The 13853-nt window shown below is 69.7% G+C and carries 14 protein-coding genes; 6 read left to right on the top strand and 8 right to left on the bottom strand.

The window, feature by feature from the left end; genetic code table 11:
* The first annotated feature begins 47 nt into the window (after nt 1–47).
* The 3 genes from ABIC28_RS02650 to ABIC28_RS02640 all read left to right on the top strand — a co-directional run bounded on the left by ABIC28_RS02650 (nt 48) and on the right by ABIC28_RS02640 (nt 3855).
* Nucleotides 48–1460 carry a condensation domain-containing protein gene (locus tag ABIC28_RS02650; protein WP_269588341.1) on the top strand — a complete coding sequence of 471 codons (1413 nt, stop codon included), beginning with the start codon at nt 48–50 and terminating at the stop codon, nt 1458–1460.
* Between the two features lie 188 nt (nt 1461–1648).
* Nucleotides 1649–3436 (top strand): acetyl/propionyl/methylcrotonyl-CoA carboxylase subunit alpha, encoded by a 1788-nt coding sequence (locus ABIC28_RS02645; protein ID WP_097210510.1) that lies wholly within the window; start codon nt 1649–1651, stop codon nt 3434–3436.
* An 83-nt stretch (nt 3437–3519) separates the two neighbouring features.
* Complete coding sequence (locus tag ABIC28_RS02640; protein WP_209928827.1) at nt 3520–3855, top strand: hypothetical protein; 336 nt, start codon at nt 3520–3522, stop codon at nt 3853–3855.
* On the opposite strand, the gene ABIC28_RS02635 is transcribed toward ABIC28_RS02640, so the two are convergent.
* Both ABIC28_RS02635 and ABIC28_RS02630 read right to left on the bottom strand, forming a co-directional pair.
* A complete protein-coding gene (locus ABIC28_RS02635; RefSeq protein WP_097210508.1) occupies nt 3848–4654 on the bottom strand; it encodes a tyrosine-protein phosphatase in 807 nt (268 codons plus the stop codon). The two genes, ABIC28_RS02640 and ABIC28_RS02635, sit on opposite strands and share 8 nt — an antisense overlap.
* 33 nt (nt 4655–4687) lie before the next feature.
* Nucleotides 4688–5059: a MerR family transcriptional regulator gene (locus tag ABIC28_RS02630; RefSeq protein ID WP_209928826.1), complete on the bottom strand. Its 372-nt coding sequence runs from the start codon at nt 5057–5059 to the stop codon at nt 4688–4690.
* A gap of 51 nt (nt 5060–5110) precedes the next feature.
* Here ABIC28_RS02630 and ABIC28_RS02625 point away from each other — a divergent pair, with 51 nt between their 5' ends.
* Entirely contained in the window at nt 5111–5752 is a 642-nt protein-coding gene (locus ABIC28_RS02625) for an NAD(P)H-dependent oxidoreductase (protein WP_097210507.1), read from the top strand.
* Nucleotides 5753–5764: 12 nt separating this feature from the next.
* On the opposite strand, the gene ABIC28_RS02620 is transcribed toward ABIC28_RS02625, so the two are convergent.
* Nucleotides 5765–6220 carry a carboxymuconolactone decarboxylase family protein gene (locus ABIC28_RS02620; protein ID WP_097210506.1) on the bottom strand — a complete coding sequence of 152 codons (456 nt, stop codon included), beginning with the start codon at nt 6218–6220 and terminating at the stop codon, nt 5765–5767.
* 73 nt (nt 6221–6293) lie between these two features.
* Between ABIC28_RS02620 and ABIC28_RS02615 the strand changes: the two genes are divergently transcribed.
* Nucleotides 6294–7172: a sigma-70 family RNA polymerase sigma factor gene (locus ABIC28_RS02615; protein ID WP_097210505.1), complete on the top strand. Its 879-nt coding sequence runs from the start codon at nt 6294–6296 to the stop codon at nt 7170–7172.
* Between the two features lie 4 nt (nt 7173–7176).
* Here ABIC28_RS02615 and lat read toward each other — a convergent pair whose 3' ends face one another.
* Nucleotides 7177–8508, bottom strand: coding sequence for an L-lysine 6-transaminase (gene lat / locus ABIC28_RS02610; RefSeq protein WP_097210504.1), 1332 nt, complete (start codon nt 8506–8508; stop codon nt 7177–7179).
* Between the two features lie 65 nt (nt 8509–8573).
* On the bottom strand, nt 8574–9014 hold the full coding sequence (locus ABIC28_RS02605; protein ID WP_097210503.1) for an Lrp/AsnC family transcriptional regulator: 441 nt from the start codon (nt 9012–9014) through the stop codon (nt 8574–8576).
* A gap of 50 nt (nt 9015–9064) precedes the next feature.
* Here ABIC28_RS02605 and amaB point away from each other — a divergent pair, with 50 nt between their 5' ends.
* The gene (gene amaB / locus ABIC28_RS02600) at nt 9065–10585 is read left to right on the top strand and encodes an L-piperidine-6-carboxylate dehydrogenase (RefSeq protein WP_209928822.1); all 1521 of its coding nucleotides are present in this window, start codon (nt 9065–9067) and stop codon (nt 10583–10585) included.
* On the opposite strand, the gene ABIC28_RS02595 is transcribed toward amaB, so the two are convergent.
* The 3 genes from ABIC28_RS02595 to ABIC28_RS02585 are packed head-to-tail and all read right to left on the bottom strand — an operon-like array spanning nt 10536 to nt 13809.
* Nucleotides 10536–11417: an SDR family oxidoreductase gene (locus tag ABIC28_RS02595; protein ID WP_097210501.1), complete on the bottom strand. Its 882-nt coding sequence runs from the start codon at nt 11415–11417 to the stop codon at nt 10536–10538. The genes amaB and ABIC28_RS02595 overlap by 50 nt on opposite strands.
* Entirely contained in the window at nt 11414–12877 is a 1464-nt protein-coding gene (locus tag ABIC28_RS02590) for a flavin-containing monooxygenase (RefSeq protein ID WP_209928820.1), read from the bottom strand. Before ABIC28_RS02590 ends, ABIC28_RS02595 begins: the two co-directional genes overlap by 4 nt.
* Nucleotides 12874–13809: a patatin-like phospholipase family protein gene (locus ABIC28_RS02585; protein WP_097210499.1), complete on the bottom strand. Its 936-nt coding sequence runs from the start codon at nt 13807–13809 to the stop codon at nt 12874–12876. Before ABIC28_RS02585 ends, ABIC28_RS02590 begins: the two co-directional genes overlap by 4 nt.
* Nucleotides 13810–13853: the final 44 nt, after the last annotated feature.

Here is a 13853-nt window from a genome sequence, read left to right as displayed (position 1 = left end):
TCCTCCCCATCCATCAGCACACCACTCGCAAGAATTGGATGTTGCCAATGGAATTCACCGAACTCTCCGATTACCCCATCTCCGCGGGCACCCTCACCGAGTGGCTCCCGTCCGCGCCCTTCGACGACGGATCGTCGCCCTGGTTCGACGATCCCCGGCCCGCGTCGTACGTGCACGAGGCTCGCCTGCGTCAGGCCACCCGCACCACCGGTCCCGAACACGGATCGTGGCTCGGGACAGCATTCGAGATCACCGGACAGCTCGACACCGCGGCCCTCGCACACGCGCTGAACGAGTGGATCGATCGGCACGAGGCGCTGCGAAGTCACGCGAGCATCAGCCCGACCACAGGCGCGGTCAGCCGTCACACGATCGAGACGGGGCGGGTTCGGGTCACCGCCCGCAGCCACGGCTACCGGACCAGCGGTGCAGAGAACCACGCCGACCTGGCCGAGCTGTTCGACGGCTGCACGTCCCCGCTGTCCTGGCCCTCGTATGCCTTCGCCACGCTGGTGCCGCCCGGCCCCGACGATCGCTTCACCGTGTTCCTCGCGGCCGACCACGCGATCATCGACGGCCTGTCCGTCGTGATCGTCGCGCAGGAGATCGAGGCGCTGTACCGGCAGGCCCGCGGCGGCATCGACGCCGACCTGTTCCCGGTGGGCAGCTACGTGGACTTCGGGGCCCGTGAACGGGACACCGCGGCCGAGCTGGACCCCGGCCACCCGGTGGTCGAACTGTGGCGGTCGACCCTCGATCACTGCGGCGGGACCCTGCCCGAGTTCCCGCTCGACATCGGCGCCGCCGACCCCGGCCAGGTGCCGCAGAGCGGCGTGTCCGCGTGGGCGCTCGACGCCGACGGCGCGGACGCGTTCACGCTCGCCTGCCGCAAGCTCGGTCACAGCTTCTTCGCGGGCACCCTCGCGTGCCTCGGCATCGTCGGAGCCGAGCTCGCGGGCGAGCCGCGATTCGAGGCGGTCACCCCGATGCACACCAGGAACGACCCGCAGCTGGCCGCGTCGGTCGGCTGGTATGTGGGACTCGGCCCGATCTGCTTCGACGTGTACGGCGCCCAGTCGTTCGGCGAACTGGCGGCGCGCGCGCAGGCGCAGATCGCGGCGGCGAAGCCCGCGGCCCGGTATCCCTACGAACGGGTCAGTGAGGTCCTCACCACCGCGGCCAGGCCGCGATTCGTCGTCTCCTACATGGATCTGCGCTTCGTTCCTGCGGCGACGCAGTGGCCGGAATGGAACGCGCGGGCCCTGCGGAGCAAGCAGTACGAGCACGACGTGCACATCTGGGTGAACCGAACCCCTCGAGGTGTGAACATCGCCGCCCGGTACCCCGACACCGGTGAGGCGGCGGCCAACGTCCACCGCTATCTCGGCCGGCTCCGGAACCTGATGGAGGAGGTCGTGGGCACCGGTACCTGCACGCTCGCGGACCAGATCACCCGGTGACCGGAAGAATTACTGGTCAGTAGGGTTTGGCCGCCCCACGGGGCCTTCGCGACGAATTCGCTATCCGATTACATAGGGCCGGTGGGCGATGCCTACACTCCGATGTGATGCCCGTAACCACCCCGCCGGGTACGACCCCCGGAAGGGGATCGAACAGCGGGTACCCCTTGCGACAAACAGGAGGCTCAGTGCCCAGTCATGCCAGCGCGCACATCACCAAGGTGCTCGTCGCCAACCGCGGCGAAATCGCCGTGCGTGTGATCCGGGCGGCAGCGGACGCAGGCCTGGCCAGCGTCGCCGTGTACGCCGAGCCGGATGCCGACGCGCCGTTCGTGCGCCTTGCCGACGAGGCCTTCGCCCTCGGCGGCCAGACATCCGCCGAGTCGTACCTCGTGTTCGACAAGATCCTCGACGCAGCGAAGCGGTCCGGTGCCGACGCGATCCACCCCGGCTACGGCTTCCTGTCCGAGAACGCCGACTTCGCCCAGGCCGTCATCGACGCCGGGCTGATCTGGATCGGTCCCTCGCCGCAGTCCATCCGCGACCTCGGAGACAAGGTCACCGCCCGGCACATCGCCGAGCGCGCCAAGGCCCCGATGGCCGCAGGCACCAAGGACCCGGTCAAGAACGCCGACGAGGTCGTGGAGTTCGCCAAGCAGTACGGCGTCCCGGTCGCGATCAAGGCCGCCTTCGGTGGCGGTGGCCGCGGCATGAAGGTCGCCCACACCATCGAGGAGATCCCCGAGCTCTTCGACTCCGCCACCCGCGAGGCGATCGCCGCCTTCGGCCGCGGCGAGTGCTTCGTCGAGCAGTACCTCGACAAGGCCCGCCACGTCGAGGCCCAGGTCATCGCCGACCAGCACGGCAACGTCATCGTCGCGGGCACCCGCGACTGCTCGCTGCAGCGCCGCTTCCAGAAGCTGGTCGAGGAGGCGCCCGCGCCGTTCCTCACCGACGACCAGCGCGCCCGCATCCACTCCAGCTCCAAGGCAATCTGCAAGGAGGCCGGCTACTACGGCGCGGGCACGGTCGAGTTCCTGGTGCAGGGCGACACCGTCTCGTTCCTCGAGGTCAACACCCGCCTGCAGGTCGAGCACCCCGTCACCGAGGAGACCGCCGGCATCGACCTCGTCCTCCAGCAGTTCAAGATCGCCAACGGCGAGGAGCTGGAGTTCACCGAGGATCCGGCACCGCGTGGCCACTCCTTCGAGTTCCGGATCAACGGCGAGGACGCGGGCCGCGGCTTCCTGCCCGCCCCCGGTCCGGTCACCAAGTTCGTCCCCCCGACCGGCCCCGGCGTCCGCATGGACTCCGGCGTCGAGTCCGGCTCCGTCATCGGCGGCCAGTTCGACTCGATGCTGGCCAAGCTGATCGTCACCGGCGCCACCCGCGACCAGGCGCTCGCCCGCGCCCGCCGCGCGCTGGCCGAGTTCCACGTCGAGGGCCTCGCGACGGTCATCCCGTTCCACCGCGCCATCGTCGAGGACCCCGCGTTCATCGGCAACGGCGAGAGCTTCGACGTCTACACCAAGTGGATCGAGAACGAGTGGAAGAACACCGTCGAGCCGTTCACCGCCGGTGAGGCGCTCGACGAGGACGAGGCGCTGCCGCGTCAGTCCGTCGTGGTCGAGGTCGGCGGACGCCGCGTCGAGGTGTCGCTGCCCGGGCAGTTCTCGCTCGGCGGCGGCGGGTCCACCAACGGTGCCACCCGCAAGAAGCCGAAGCCGCGCAAGCGTGGCGGCGGCGCGGGCGGAGCCGCGTCCGGTGACGCCGTCACGGCCCCCATGCAGGGCACCGTCGTCAAGGTCGCCGTCGAGGAGGGCCAGGAGGTGGCCGAGGGCGATCTGATCGCCGTGCTCGAGGCCATGAAGATGGAGAACCCCGTCAACGCGCACAAGGCCGGCATCGTGACCGGACTGGCCGTCGAGCCGGGCGCCGCCATCACCCAGGGCACCGTCCTGGCCGAGCTCAAGTAGCTCGCAATCCAACGACGAACGCCCCGACCGCATCAGCGGTCGGGGCGTTCGTCATTACATCGAGAGACGGGAACGGCGAGTAGATGGAACCGATCGAGGTCAACGCGGGCGCCTGGTACCTGCGCGCGCTGCGCGCCGACGAGCGGGTCGACGACCGGCCCGCCCTCGCCGACGGCGGGATCGACGACCCTGACTACGTCGCCACCCGCACCGCGCAGTGGGCGTCCGACGAGCACTACTCGTGGGCGGTGTGCCAGCCGAACACCGGAGAGCTGCTCGCCGAGGTGGGCCTGACCCTGGACGGACCCAGGGCCGCGCTGGCCGGCTGGGCCCGTCCAGGGCACGAGGATGCGCTCGGTACTGCGACGACCGTCATCCGCCGGTTCGCCGAGGGCGCGTTGGAGCTGACTGTTACGTGAGCAGGTTCGTGCGCAGCGCGTCCCGGTCGGCCGCCGAGATCCCGAGGCCGTCCGCGAAGTAGCCCTCGAAGTCGCCGAAGCCGGAGCGAACCTGCTCGATCGCGGCCTCGAGGTAGGGCCTGCGCACGCCGAGGATCGGCAGGAGGAGGTCGGGGTTGCCGCCCGCGGCACGGAACTTGTCGAAGACCGGCTCGAACGAGGGCAGCAGCTGCTCGTTGGTCAGCAGGTAGTCCGCGAACGCGTCCTCCTCGCTGACCCCGAGGAACAGCAGCAGCGACGCCGACGCCCAGCCTGTCCGGTCCTTGCCGGTGGTGCAGTGGATCAGCGCGGGCGCGCCCTCCGCGCGCGCCAGGTCCGTGAACAGCATGCGGTAGGACGAGACCGCGCTGGGCAGGGTGACGAACTCTCCGTAGACCTTGAGCAGGAATTCGTTGGTGTCGCCGGTGCCGAGCAGCTGCTCCGCCACCTTCGGGTCGGTGAGGATGTGCTGCATCATCGCCGGGGCCGCGCTCGGGTCGGTGTCCGCGAGGACGTCCAGCGCCACCTCCTTCGCGCCGCTCGGGGCCCGGTCGGGCAGCAGCTCCCGCTCGGATTCGGTCCGCAGGTCGAAGACCGTGGTGATCCCCAGGGCGTCCAACGCGGCGACGTCACCGTCGGCCACGCGCCCGAGGTCGGTCGACCGGTAGACGACGCCGGTCCTGACCCGGGCCCCTTCTGCCGCCGGGTAGCCGCCGATGTCGCGTAGGTTGGGCACCGAAGGGATGGGAATGCCGGCGCCGACCGTGGAAGAAGTGCTCATATCAGCACGGTAGACCACGATCCCGCGCCGCTCTCAGGCCCGCCCGTAATTTCGTTCGATGTTTGAACGGATTTCATGGATGCTCGCCTTCTCGGCAAGCAGACGCGCGATACCCGCGTCCAACTGGCGACTGCGCTCGTCGAGCTTGGCCAGAGCGGCCTCGCGCTCGTCGTCCGATGGGTTCGGCTCGTCGCCGCACACGATGTGCAGCATCGCGGCCGCCTCGGACAACGTCAGACCCGATGCCAGCAGGCATCGGACATCGTCGACCGTCTTCGCGTCCTCGGGCGCGTAGCGGCGATAGCCGTTGAGGTCGCGGCCGGGCGAGAGCAGGCCGGCGCTCTCGTAGTGACGAAGCATCCGGGCACTCGCGCCCGTCACGGCACTCAGCTCACTGATCCGCATCAGCCCTCCACCCTTGACATTGACGTTAATGTCATACTTTACGTTGGCCGCATGACAAACGAAACGACTCGACCGAACGTGGTTCTCGTGGTTGCCCATCCGGACAACGACTCGGCCACCTGGGCCATCGGCCGCGCAATCGAGCAGGGCATCGAGACCGACGGGAACGCGACCGTCACGACGCACGACCTCTCTCGAGCGGGATTCGATCCCGTCTTCGGCGAGCAGGATCTCGCGCACTACCGGCAGGCCGGTGCCGTCCCCGCCGACGTGCTGCGGGAGCAGCGACTCCTTGATTCCGCGGACGTGGTCGTCGTCCTCTTCCCCGTGTACTGGTGGGCCATGCCCGCCCTCGCCAAGGGCTGGATCGACCGCGTGTTCACCCGCGGCTGGGCCTACGACGACGGCCCGGACGGCGGTCCGAGCGCGATCGACCAGCTGCACTTCGTCGGGGTCGCCGCCGTCGACGGCGGAACCTACGATCGGCGCGGCTACCGCGAGGCGATGACCACCCAGCTGCAGCACGGCATCGCGGGATACTCCCGAATCGAGGAGTCGTCCGTGCGGCTGCTCTTCGGAGCGGAAACCGATGACCCGCAGGTGCACGAGCACCTGATCGCCGAGGGCTACAAGATCGGCGCCGACATGGCGCAGCGTGCGCAGCTCGTCTTCGATCGGGCCGGCGAATCCTGAGCTGGGCGCCTACTACCCCCAAGCCCCCGCGACCTGCCGGGTGGCGGCGTTCACCCGATTCCAGACGTTCACCGTGGCGATCGACAGGATCAGCGACGCCAACTCCTGCTCGTCGTAGAGGTCCGCGGCCTCGTCCCACACCTGGTCCGGCACCGCGTCCGCCCGATCGCTGAGCCGGGTGACCGCCTCGGCCAGCGCCAGTGCAGCGCGTTCGGCGTCGGTGAAGTACGGAGTCTCCCGCCACGCCGCGACGGCGAACACCCGCTCGTCCGACTCGCCGCCCTTCTTCAGCTCGCGGGCGTGCATGTCGACACAGACGCTGCAGCCGTTGATCTGGCTGGCCCGCAGGTGGACCAGCTCGTGTGTGGTCTTCGGAACGGTGCCGCTCTCGCTCGCCTTGCCCAGCGCCAGCAACGCTTCCATCGCGCCTGGAACCACCATTGCCGGGTTGCCCATTCGTGCCTGCATAATGACCCCTCCAGTGTTGTCCGGGTTTTCGTCCGTCACAGTGATGACGGAACGCGACGGGAGAATGTGACAGATGGACGAGAACGACTCCTTGGCGCTGCGTTTCGAGGACCACCGCACCCATCTGCTGGCGGTGGGCTACCGAATGCTCGGCTCGTTCAGCGATGCCGACGACGCGATCCAGGAGACCTGGCTGCGACTGAGCCGGTCCGAGGCCGAGAGCCTCACGAATCTCGGCGGGTGGCTGACGACGGTCATGGGACGGGTCTGCCTGGACATGCTGCGCTCTCGCAAGGTCCGCCGCGAGGACTCCATCGACGACCAGCAGCTGCCCGATCCGATCGTCAGCGCGGTGGAGGGCACCGACCCCGAACACGAGGCGCTGCTCGGCGATTCCGTCGGCCTCGCACTGCTCGTGGTCCTGGACACCCTGACCCCCGCCGAGCGCCTCGCCTTCGTGCTGCACGACATGTTCGCGGTGCCCTTCGAGGAGGTGGCGGCCGTCGTGGGGAAGACCACCGCCACCACCCGGCAGCTCGCCAGCCGCGCCCGCCGCCGCGTCCAGGACTCGACCCCGGTACCCGATCCCGACCTCGCCCGACAGCGGGAGGTCGTGGACGCGTTCCTCGCCGCATCCAGGGGCGGCGACTTCGACGCCCTCGTCGCCGTCCTCGACCCCGACGTGGTGCTCAGGGCCGACACCGGCGTCGGAATCCTGAAGGTGGTTCGCGGGGCGGAGGCGGTGTCCGCGCAGGCGCTCAGCTTCGCGCGGTTCGCCCACTCGTCCGTGCCCGCGCTCGTCAACGGCACGGTCGGAATGGTCAACGCACCGGACGGCCTGCTGCAGTCGGTCATGGCCGTGACCATCACGAACGGCCGGATCGTCGAGATCCACATCCTCGCCGATCGCCCTCGCCTGGAGCGCCTCGAGCGGGAGGCAGCCAGGGGCTGACGCGCTACCGGCTCAGCAGCCGATCGAGCGCATCGACTGCGGCGTCGAGTTCGGCCACCGTCACCGTGAGCGGTGGCCGGAACCGGATGCCGCGCTCCCCCGTCGCCAGGATCAGCACGCGCTCGCGTTCGCGCATCTGGGTGACGAGGGCATCGCGCCTGGCGGTCGAGTCCAGGGTGCATGCGCACATCAGCCCCCGCCCGCGGGGGTCGGTCACGGTCGGGTGCCGCTCGGCCAGTTCGACGAGCCGCGAGAGCAGGTGCGCGCCGAGCAGCCGGGCCCGGTCGATCAGCCGGTCCCGTTCGATCACCTCGAGGATGCGGCGGGCCCGGACCATGTCGGCCAGGTTGCCGCCCCAGGTCGAGTTGATCCGCGAGGCCACCCGAAACACGTTGTCGGGCACCTCGTCCACGCGACCACCGGCCATGATCCCGCACACCTGCGACTTCTTCCCGAACGCGACCACGTCGGGCGCGAGCCCGAGCTGCTGGTACGCCCACGCGGTCCCGGTCAGTCCGACGCCGGTCTGCACCTCGTCGAGCAGGAAGAGGGCGTCGCGCTCGTGGCACAGCGCCGCCATCTGCTGGAGGAACTCGGGCCTGAAGTGGTGGTCCCCGCCCTCGCCCTGGATCGGCTCCGCGATGAAGCAGGCGATGTCGTCGGGATGTCGATCGAACGCCAGTCGCGCCTGTGCCAGCGCCCGCTCGTCGGCCTCGTCCGCGTCGCGGCCGGGCTCGAGGAAGGGGGCGTCGATGCGAGGCCAGTCGAACTTCGGGAACCGCGCGACCTTGTTCGGGTCGGTGTTGGTCAGCGACAGCGTGTACCCGCTCCGGCCATGGAAGGCGTGGGTCAGGTGCAGCACCCTGGTGCCGAGCGCCGGATCGAGCCCGCGGGCCTCGTTCGTCCGGCTCTTCCAGTCGAACGCCACCTTGAGCGCGTTCTCGACGGCGAGCGCCCCGCCGTCGACGAAGAACAGGTGTGGCAGTGCCGGGTCGCCGAGGACCCGGACGAAGGTGCGCACGAACTCTGCCATCGGCACGGTGTAGATGTCGGAGTTGCTCGGCTTGTTCACCGCGGCGGTGGTGAGCTCCGCCAGGAAGGTCTCGTCCGCCGCGAGGTCGGGGTGGTTCATCCCGAGCGCCGAGGACGCGAAGAAGCCGAACATGTCCAGGTAGGTGGTGCCGTCGCGCTGATCGACGAGCCGCCGCCCGTGCGATCGCTCCAGATCCAGGACCAGGTCGAAGCCGTCGACCAGCAGGCTCGCCCGCAGCACCTCGTGCACCTCGTCAGGGGCGAGGCCGGGGACGGGCCGAGAACGCCGGATCGCGGTGCTCATACCCCAAGATTATGTTAATAATCCTGTCAGAGTCACTAGTATGTGGAAAATTGTTCGGCACTTAGCTAGTCACCGTAAAATGTTTGCAGAATGATGGTGCTGCGCGTCCGTACGTTCGCGGTCGACCGGATCTCCTGCAGCAGCGCCTCGAGCGCCCGCGGCGACGCCACTCGCACCAGCAGGACGTAGCTCTCCTCCCCTGCGACCGAATGACAGGCCTCGATCCCCGGGATGTGCTCGAGGCGGGCAGGCGCGTCATCGGGACTGGACGGGTCGAGAGGGGTGATCGCGACGAACGCCGAGAGCTGGTTGCCCAGCGCTTCCGGATCGACCTTCGCGGCGTAACCCCGGATCACCTGACGGGCCTCCAGCCTGCGCACCCGGGTCTGGACGGCCGACACCGACAACCCCGCCTTCTCGGCAAGCGTCGCCAGCGTGGCCCTGCCATCGGCGATCAGTTCACGCACCAACAGGGTGTCGATCTCGTCCAGTGTGTCCGGCACCAAGGCAGGCTAACTCAGCGGACACTGGAGCAGGCACCGACAGGAGGAACACCATGGACCTTCCCGACACCGAGACCCTGCGGACGATGGCCGAGACGGCGTTGCGCGCATGCGGTGCCCGTGACGAGCACCCGTCGTCCGATGGCACCCTGCTCGCCCGCACCCCGATCACCGGCGGAGTCCTGTGCCGGCTGACGCCGTCCACACCGGCGCAGGTCGCCGACGCCATCACCGACGCGCACGACGGATTCCTCCAGTGGCGGACGGTGCCGGCACCGCAGCGTGGCGCGCTGATCCGACGGCTCGGCGAACTGCTGACCGAGCACAAGTCGGACCTCGCCACCCTCGTCACGCTCGAGGCGGGAAAGATCACCTCCGAGGCGCTCGGTGAGGTCCAGGAGATGATCGACATCTGCGAGTTCGCGGTCGGCCTGTCCCGCCAGCTGTACGGCAGGACCATGGCGTCCGAGCGCCCCGGACACCGCCTGATGGAGACCTGGCATCCGCTGGGCGTGGTCGCGGTGATCTCCGCGTTCAACTTCCCTGTGGCGGTGTGGTCCTGGAACACCGCGATCGCCCTGGTGTGCGGGGACACCGTGGTGTGGAAGCCGTCGGAGCTGACGCCGCTGACCGCGATCGCGTGTGATGCATTGCTGCGCAGGGCCGCCGAGGACGTGGGCGCGCCCGCCGGGGTCCATCGTCTTGTCCTCGGCGCCGGTCCCGTCGGTGAGCAGCTCGTCGACGACCCGCGGGTCGCCCTTGTCAGCGCGACCGGGTCGGTCCGGATGGGCAGGGAGGTCGGACCGCGGGTCGCGCAGCGCTTCGGCCGGTGCCTGCTCGAACTCGGCGGAAACAACGCGGCCGTGATCGCGCCGTCTGCAGACCTCGACCTGGCCGTGCGGGGGATCGTGTTCTCCGCGGCAGGCACGGCAGGCCAGCGGTGCACCAGCCTGCGCAGGCTGATCGTGCACTCCTCGATCGCCGAGGAGACGATCGAGCGGGTCGCGACCGCCTTCCGGCAACTCCGCGTCGGCAACCCACTCGAGGCGGACACCCTCGTCGGTCCGTTGATCCGCGAACGATCGTGGGAGGCCATGACGGTCGCGCTGGACAAGGCCAGGGCGGACGGCGGCACCCTGGTGTGGGGCGGCGAACGGGTGGAGGCGGTCGGCGGCCACTACGTCTCCCCCGCGCTGGTCCGGATGCCCGCGCAGACCTCGGTGGTGCGCGAGGAGACCTTCGCCCCCATCCTCTACGTGCTCACCTACGAGGCCCTCGACGAGGCGATCGCGCTGCACAACGATGTGCCGCAGGGGCTTTCGTCCGCGATCTTCACCACCGACCAGCGCGAGGCCGAACGGTTCCTCGCGGCGGACGGCTCCGATTGCGGGATCGCCAACGTGAACATCGGCACCTCAGGAGCGGAGATCGGCGGCGCATTCGGCGGCGAGAAGGAAACCGGGGGCGGCCGCGAGTCGGGATCCGATTCGTGGAAGGCCTACATGCGGCGCGCCACCAACACCGTCAACTACTCCGATCAGCTTCCGCTCGCGCAGGGGGTGAAGTTCGGCTGATCGACTTCACCCGTTCGTCATAGTCTGCTCGCCCTGCCGGGTCGACGGACGTCACCGCCCGGTTCCCGCCGATCACCCGGCGCACCAGGGTGATCAGCGCTTCGGGGGCCAGCGCCAGGCCGACATCCAGTGCGGCCAGGTAGCCGGGCACCGGGGTCTGCGCGCGCCGCGTCGACACCGTGCGCACGACCGCCGCCGCGATGTCCTCGGGGTCGACGGTCGGCAGCCCCTTGCCGAGCGGGAGCCCAGAGGTCAACGTCGTCCGCACGGCACTGGGCAGCACCGTGGACACGCTGACGCCCGCCTCCGCGAACTCGAGGCGGGCCGTCGAGGAGAGTCCGACGGCGGCGAACTTGCTGGCGTTGTACACGGCCAGCCCCGGGATCGCGATCTTGCCCGCGAGCGAGGCGACGTTGACGATGTGGCCGCGGCCGCGTGCGACCATCGCGGGGGCCACCGTCCGCATGCCGTGGATCAGCCCCCACACGTTCACGTCGAGGGTGGTCTCGCCGATCTCGTCCGGTTCGTCCAGGAAGGCGGCCACCGGCATCACGCCTGCGTTGCCGACCAGGATGTCGATCGGGCCGAGATCGGCGATGACGCCTGCGACGCAGGCATCCCACGACGCCCGGGTCCGCACGTCGAGCGTGTAGGCCCGTGCCGCCGAACCGATCTCGGCCGCGACCTCGTCGGCCGCGCCGCGATCGAGGTCGGCGACCGCGATCAAGGCGCCGCGCGCGGCCATGGCGTGTGCGGTCGCACGGCCGATGCCACGGCCCGCTCCGGTGATGAGGACGACCGCACCGCGCAGATCGATCTCGGGATACTTCATCGCGTCTCCATCTCGTATGCACGCTCGTCGAACTCGCCGAGCCTGGTCTTCATCCGCGCCGTGGACCACGGCCAGTTGAAACTGTTGCGCCCGTTCACGTCCAGGAAGTAGCTCTGGCATCCGCCGGCGTTGTAGACGGTGGTGGCCAACGCCTGCTGCACCTCGGCATTGAAGGCCGCCTGCACCTGCTGGCGGGTCTCCATCCGGGTCCAGTTGCCGTCCTTGGCCGCGGCGATCGCCTTCGCCAGGTATCCCAGCTGCGCCTCGAGGATCATGAACGCCGAGGTGTGGCCGGTGCCGAGCGCCGGGCCCAGCAGCACATAGGCATTGGGGAAGCCGGCGATCGTGGTGCCGAGGTAGGCCTGCGGGCTGCCCTTCCAGTGCTCGTCGAGGCTGCGGCCCTCACCGTCGAAGATCTTGCCGCCGATCGGCATGTCGAGGATGTGGAAGCCGGTGCCGAAGATGATCGCGTCGACCTCCCGCTCGGCACCGTCGGCCCCGACCACGGTGTTGCCCCGGACGGAGGCGACCGCGTTGGCGTGCACCTCGACATTGGGGCGGGTCAGCGCCGGGTAGTAGGTGTTCGACAGCAGCATGCGCTTGCAGCCGAGGGTGTAGTCGGGCGTGAGTGCCTTCCGCAGCTCCGGGTCGCGCACCTGGGCACGCAGCTGCACCTTGCCGATCTGCTGCACGATCCGCAGGATCCACGGGTGCCGGAATCCGAGCCCGAGCGCCTCCATGATCGAGTACTCGATCGCGCGCAGGGCGCGATGCGCGCCCGGGACACGGCGCATCACCCAGCGTTCAGCCTTCGGCACGTGATGGTCCGGCTTCGGCAGCACCCATTGCGCCGTGCGCTGGTAGAGGTGTAGCTCCCCCACGGTCGGTGCGATCGCGGGCACGAACTGCACCGCGGAGGCGCCGGTGCCGACGACCGCGACGCGCTTGCCTGCCAGGTCGTAGTCGTGATCCCAGCGCGAGGAGTGGAACACCTTGCCGCCGAAGGTGTCCAGGCCGGGGATCGGCGGCACCAGCGGCTCGTTCCATGGCCCGACGGCCGCGACGACGGAGTTCGCGGTGAGCGTGCCCGTCGAGGTCTGCAGCACCCAGCGGTGGGCGGGCTCGTCCCAGTCCGCGCGGATCAGCTCGGTGCCGAATCGAACGTGCGCGTCGACCCCGTGTTCAGCGGCGGTGCGGTCGATGTAGCCGCGGATCTCGTCCTGACCCGCGAACAGCCTGGTCCACTCCGGATTCGGCGCGAACGAGAACGAGTACAGGCCGGACGGGACGTCGCAGGCGCACCCGGGGTAGTCGTTGTCGCGCCAGGTGCCACCGACCGAGTCGCCCTTCTCGAGGATCGCGAAGTCCGTGATCCCCATCCGTCGCAGGGTGATCCCGGCGCCGATGCCGGAGATGCCGGCCCCGACGATGAGGACCTCGAAGTGCTGTTCCTGTGTCATGCGAGCGCCTTTCGGGTCGTGCGGAGGGCGGCCTCCAGCGTGGCCAGACGCCTGCGGTCGTCCATGAAGTTCGGGCCCATCACGGCCAGGTCCTCGGCGGTGGCGTCGAGCCGGATGACCCGGGTGCCGGCCGCCTCGACGGTGGTGATCTCCGCGTCCAGGCCCGCGCTCATCCAGCTCCGCAGGACCAGTCGTTCCGCGCGGGCGGCTCCCCTGGCGCGGACGGGGCCGGTGGAGGCCATCGGCGCCAGCACCACCAGTTCGTCGAGTTCGAGCGGGGCGAGGACGTCCGCGGACGCGGTCGAGGCGGCGCCGCCGTCGACGTAGCGGCGGCCCTTGATCCGGACGGGTGGCATCCAGCCCGGGATCGCCCAGGACGCGCGGAGCGCCTGCGACAGTGTCGCTTCCGGCGCACCGGGCGAGCCGAACGCGACGCGGGCTCCGGTGTCGTAGTCCATCGCGACGAGCCAGGTCGCGGGGTGCGGGACCCAGGAACGGTCGGGGTTCAGTCCCACCGCGAGCCGGTGCAGCCAGGACGCGTCACCCCCGCCGGGCGGCAGCAACCCGCTCAGTGCCGTCACCGGCGCCACCTCATGGCGCAGGCCCGCGCGCACCAGCTTCGGCGAGCCGAGCCCGAGTCGAGGCAGCGGCGGCACCCGGCCGGGGGCGTCCGCCAGGTGATCGCGCAGCGCCGGATGGGTCGGCTGCTCCCCCAGCTGCATGGCCAGGATCTCGTCCACGCCAACCCCGCTGCCGAGCATGGTGACCAGTTCCGCGCCCGCCGAGGTGCCGACGAGAACGTCCGCCTCGCGGGGGTCCCAGCCGAGGCTGTCGCGCACCGCCACCAGCGCGGCAACGGTCCAGGCCGCGCCGAGAGTTCCGCCGCAACCGATGACGAGGCCGCGACGGAGTTGTCTGTCACTCGAAGTCATATTCAGAAACTAACAGTATTTGGATACGATGGGTATACCAAGAG

Source organism: Rhodococcus sp. PvR044 (assembly GCF_040548995.1).
Lineage (GTDB): Bacteria > Actinomycetota > Actinomycetes > Mycobacteriales > Mycobacteriaceae > Rhodococcus_G > Rhodococcus_G oryzae.
The sequence above is the reverse complement of the archived record's forward strand: the minus strand, read 5'-3'. Positions and strand labels throughout refer to the sequence as shown.

What these genes read in the sequence shown, in the direction of transcription:
- ABIC28_RS02615 (WP_097210505.1), top strand. Translation starts at nt 6,294, where the DNA reads ATGGACGAGAACGACTCCTTGGCGCTGCGTTTCGAGGACCACCGCACC.
- amaB (WP_209928822.1), top strand. Translation starts at nt 9,065, where the DNA reads ATGGACCTTCCCGACACCGAGACCCTGCGGACGATGGCCGAGACGGCG.
- ABIC28_RS02650 (WP_269588341.1), top strand. Translation starts at nt 48, where the DNA reads ATGGAATTCACCGAACTCTCCGATTACCCCATCTCCGCGGGCACCCTC.
- ABIC28_RS02635 (WP_097210508.1), bottom strand. Translation starts at nt 4,654, where the DNA reads ATGAGCACTTCTTCCACGGTCGGCGCCGGCATTCCCATCCCTTCGGTG.
- ABIC28_RS02590 (WP_209928820.1), bottom strand. Translation starts at nt 12,877, where the DNA reads ATGACACAGGAACAGCACTTCGAGGTCCTCATCGTCGGGGCCGGCATC.
- ABIC28_RS02625 (WP_097210507.1), top strand. Translation starts at nt 5,111, where the DNA reads ATGACAAACGAAACGACTCGACCGAACGTGGTTCTCGTGGTTGCCCAT.
- lat (WP_097210504.1), bottom strand. Translation starts at nt 8,508, where the DNA reads ATGAGCACCGCGATCCGGCGTTCTCGGCCCGTCCCCGGCCTCGCCCCT.
- ABIC28_RS02595 (WP_097210501.1), bottom strand. Translation starts at nt 11,417, where the DNA reads ATGAAGTATCCCGAGATCGATCTGCGCGGTGCGGTCGTCCTCATCACC.
- ABIC28_RS02630 (WP_209928826.1), bottom strand. Translation starts at nt 5,059, where the DNA reads ATGCGGATCAGTGAGCTGAGTGCCGTGACGGGCGCGAGTGCCCGGATG.
- ABIC28_RS02640 (WP_209928827.1), top strand. Translation starts at nt 3,520, where the DNA reads ATGGAACCGATCGAGGTCAACGCGGGCGCCTGGTACCTGCGCGCGCTG.
- ABIC28_RS02585 (WP_097210499.1), bottom strand. Translation starts at nt 13,809, where the DNA reads ATGACTTCGAGTGACAGACAACTCCGTCGCGGCCTCGTCATCGGTTGC.
- ABIC28_RS02620 (WP_097210506.1), bottom strand. Translation starts at nt 6,220, where the DNA reads ATGCAGGCACGAATGGGCAACCCGGCAATGGTGGTTCCAGGCGCGATG.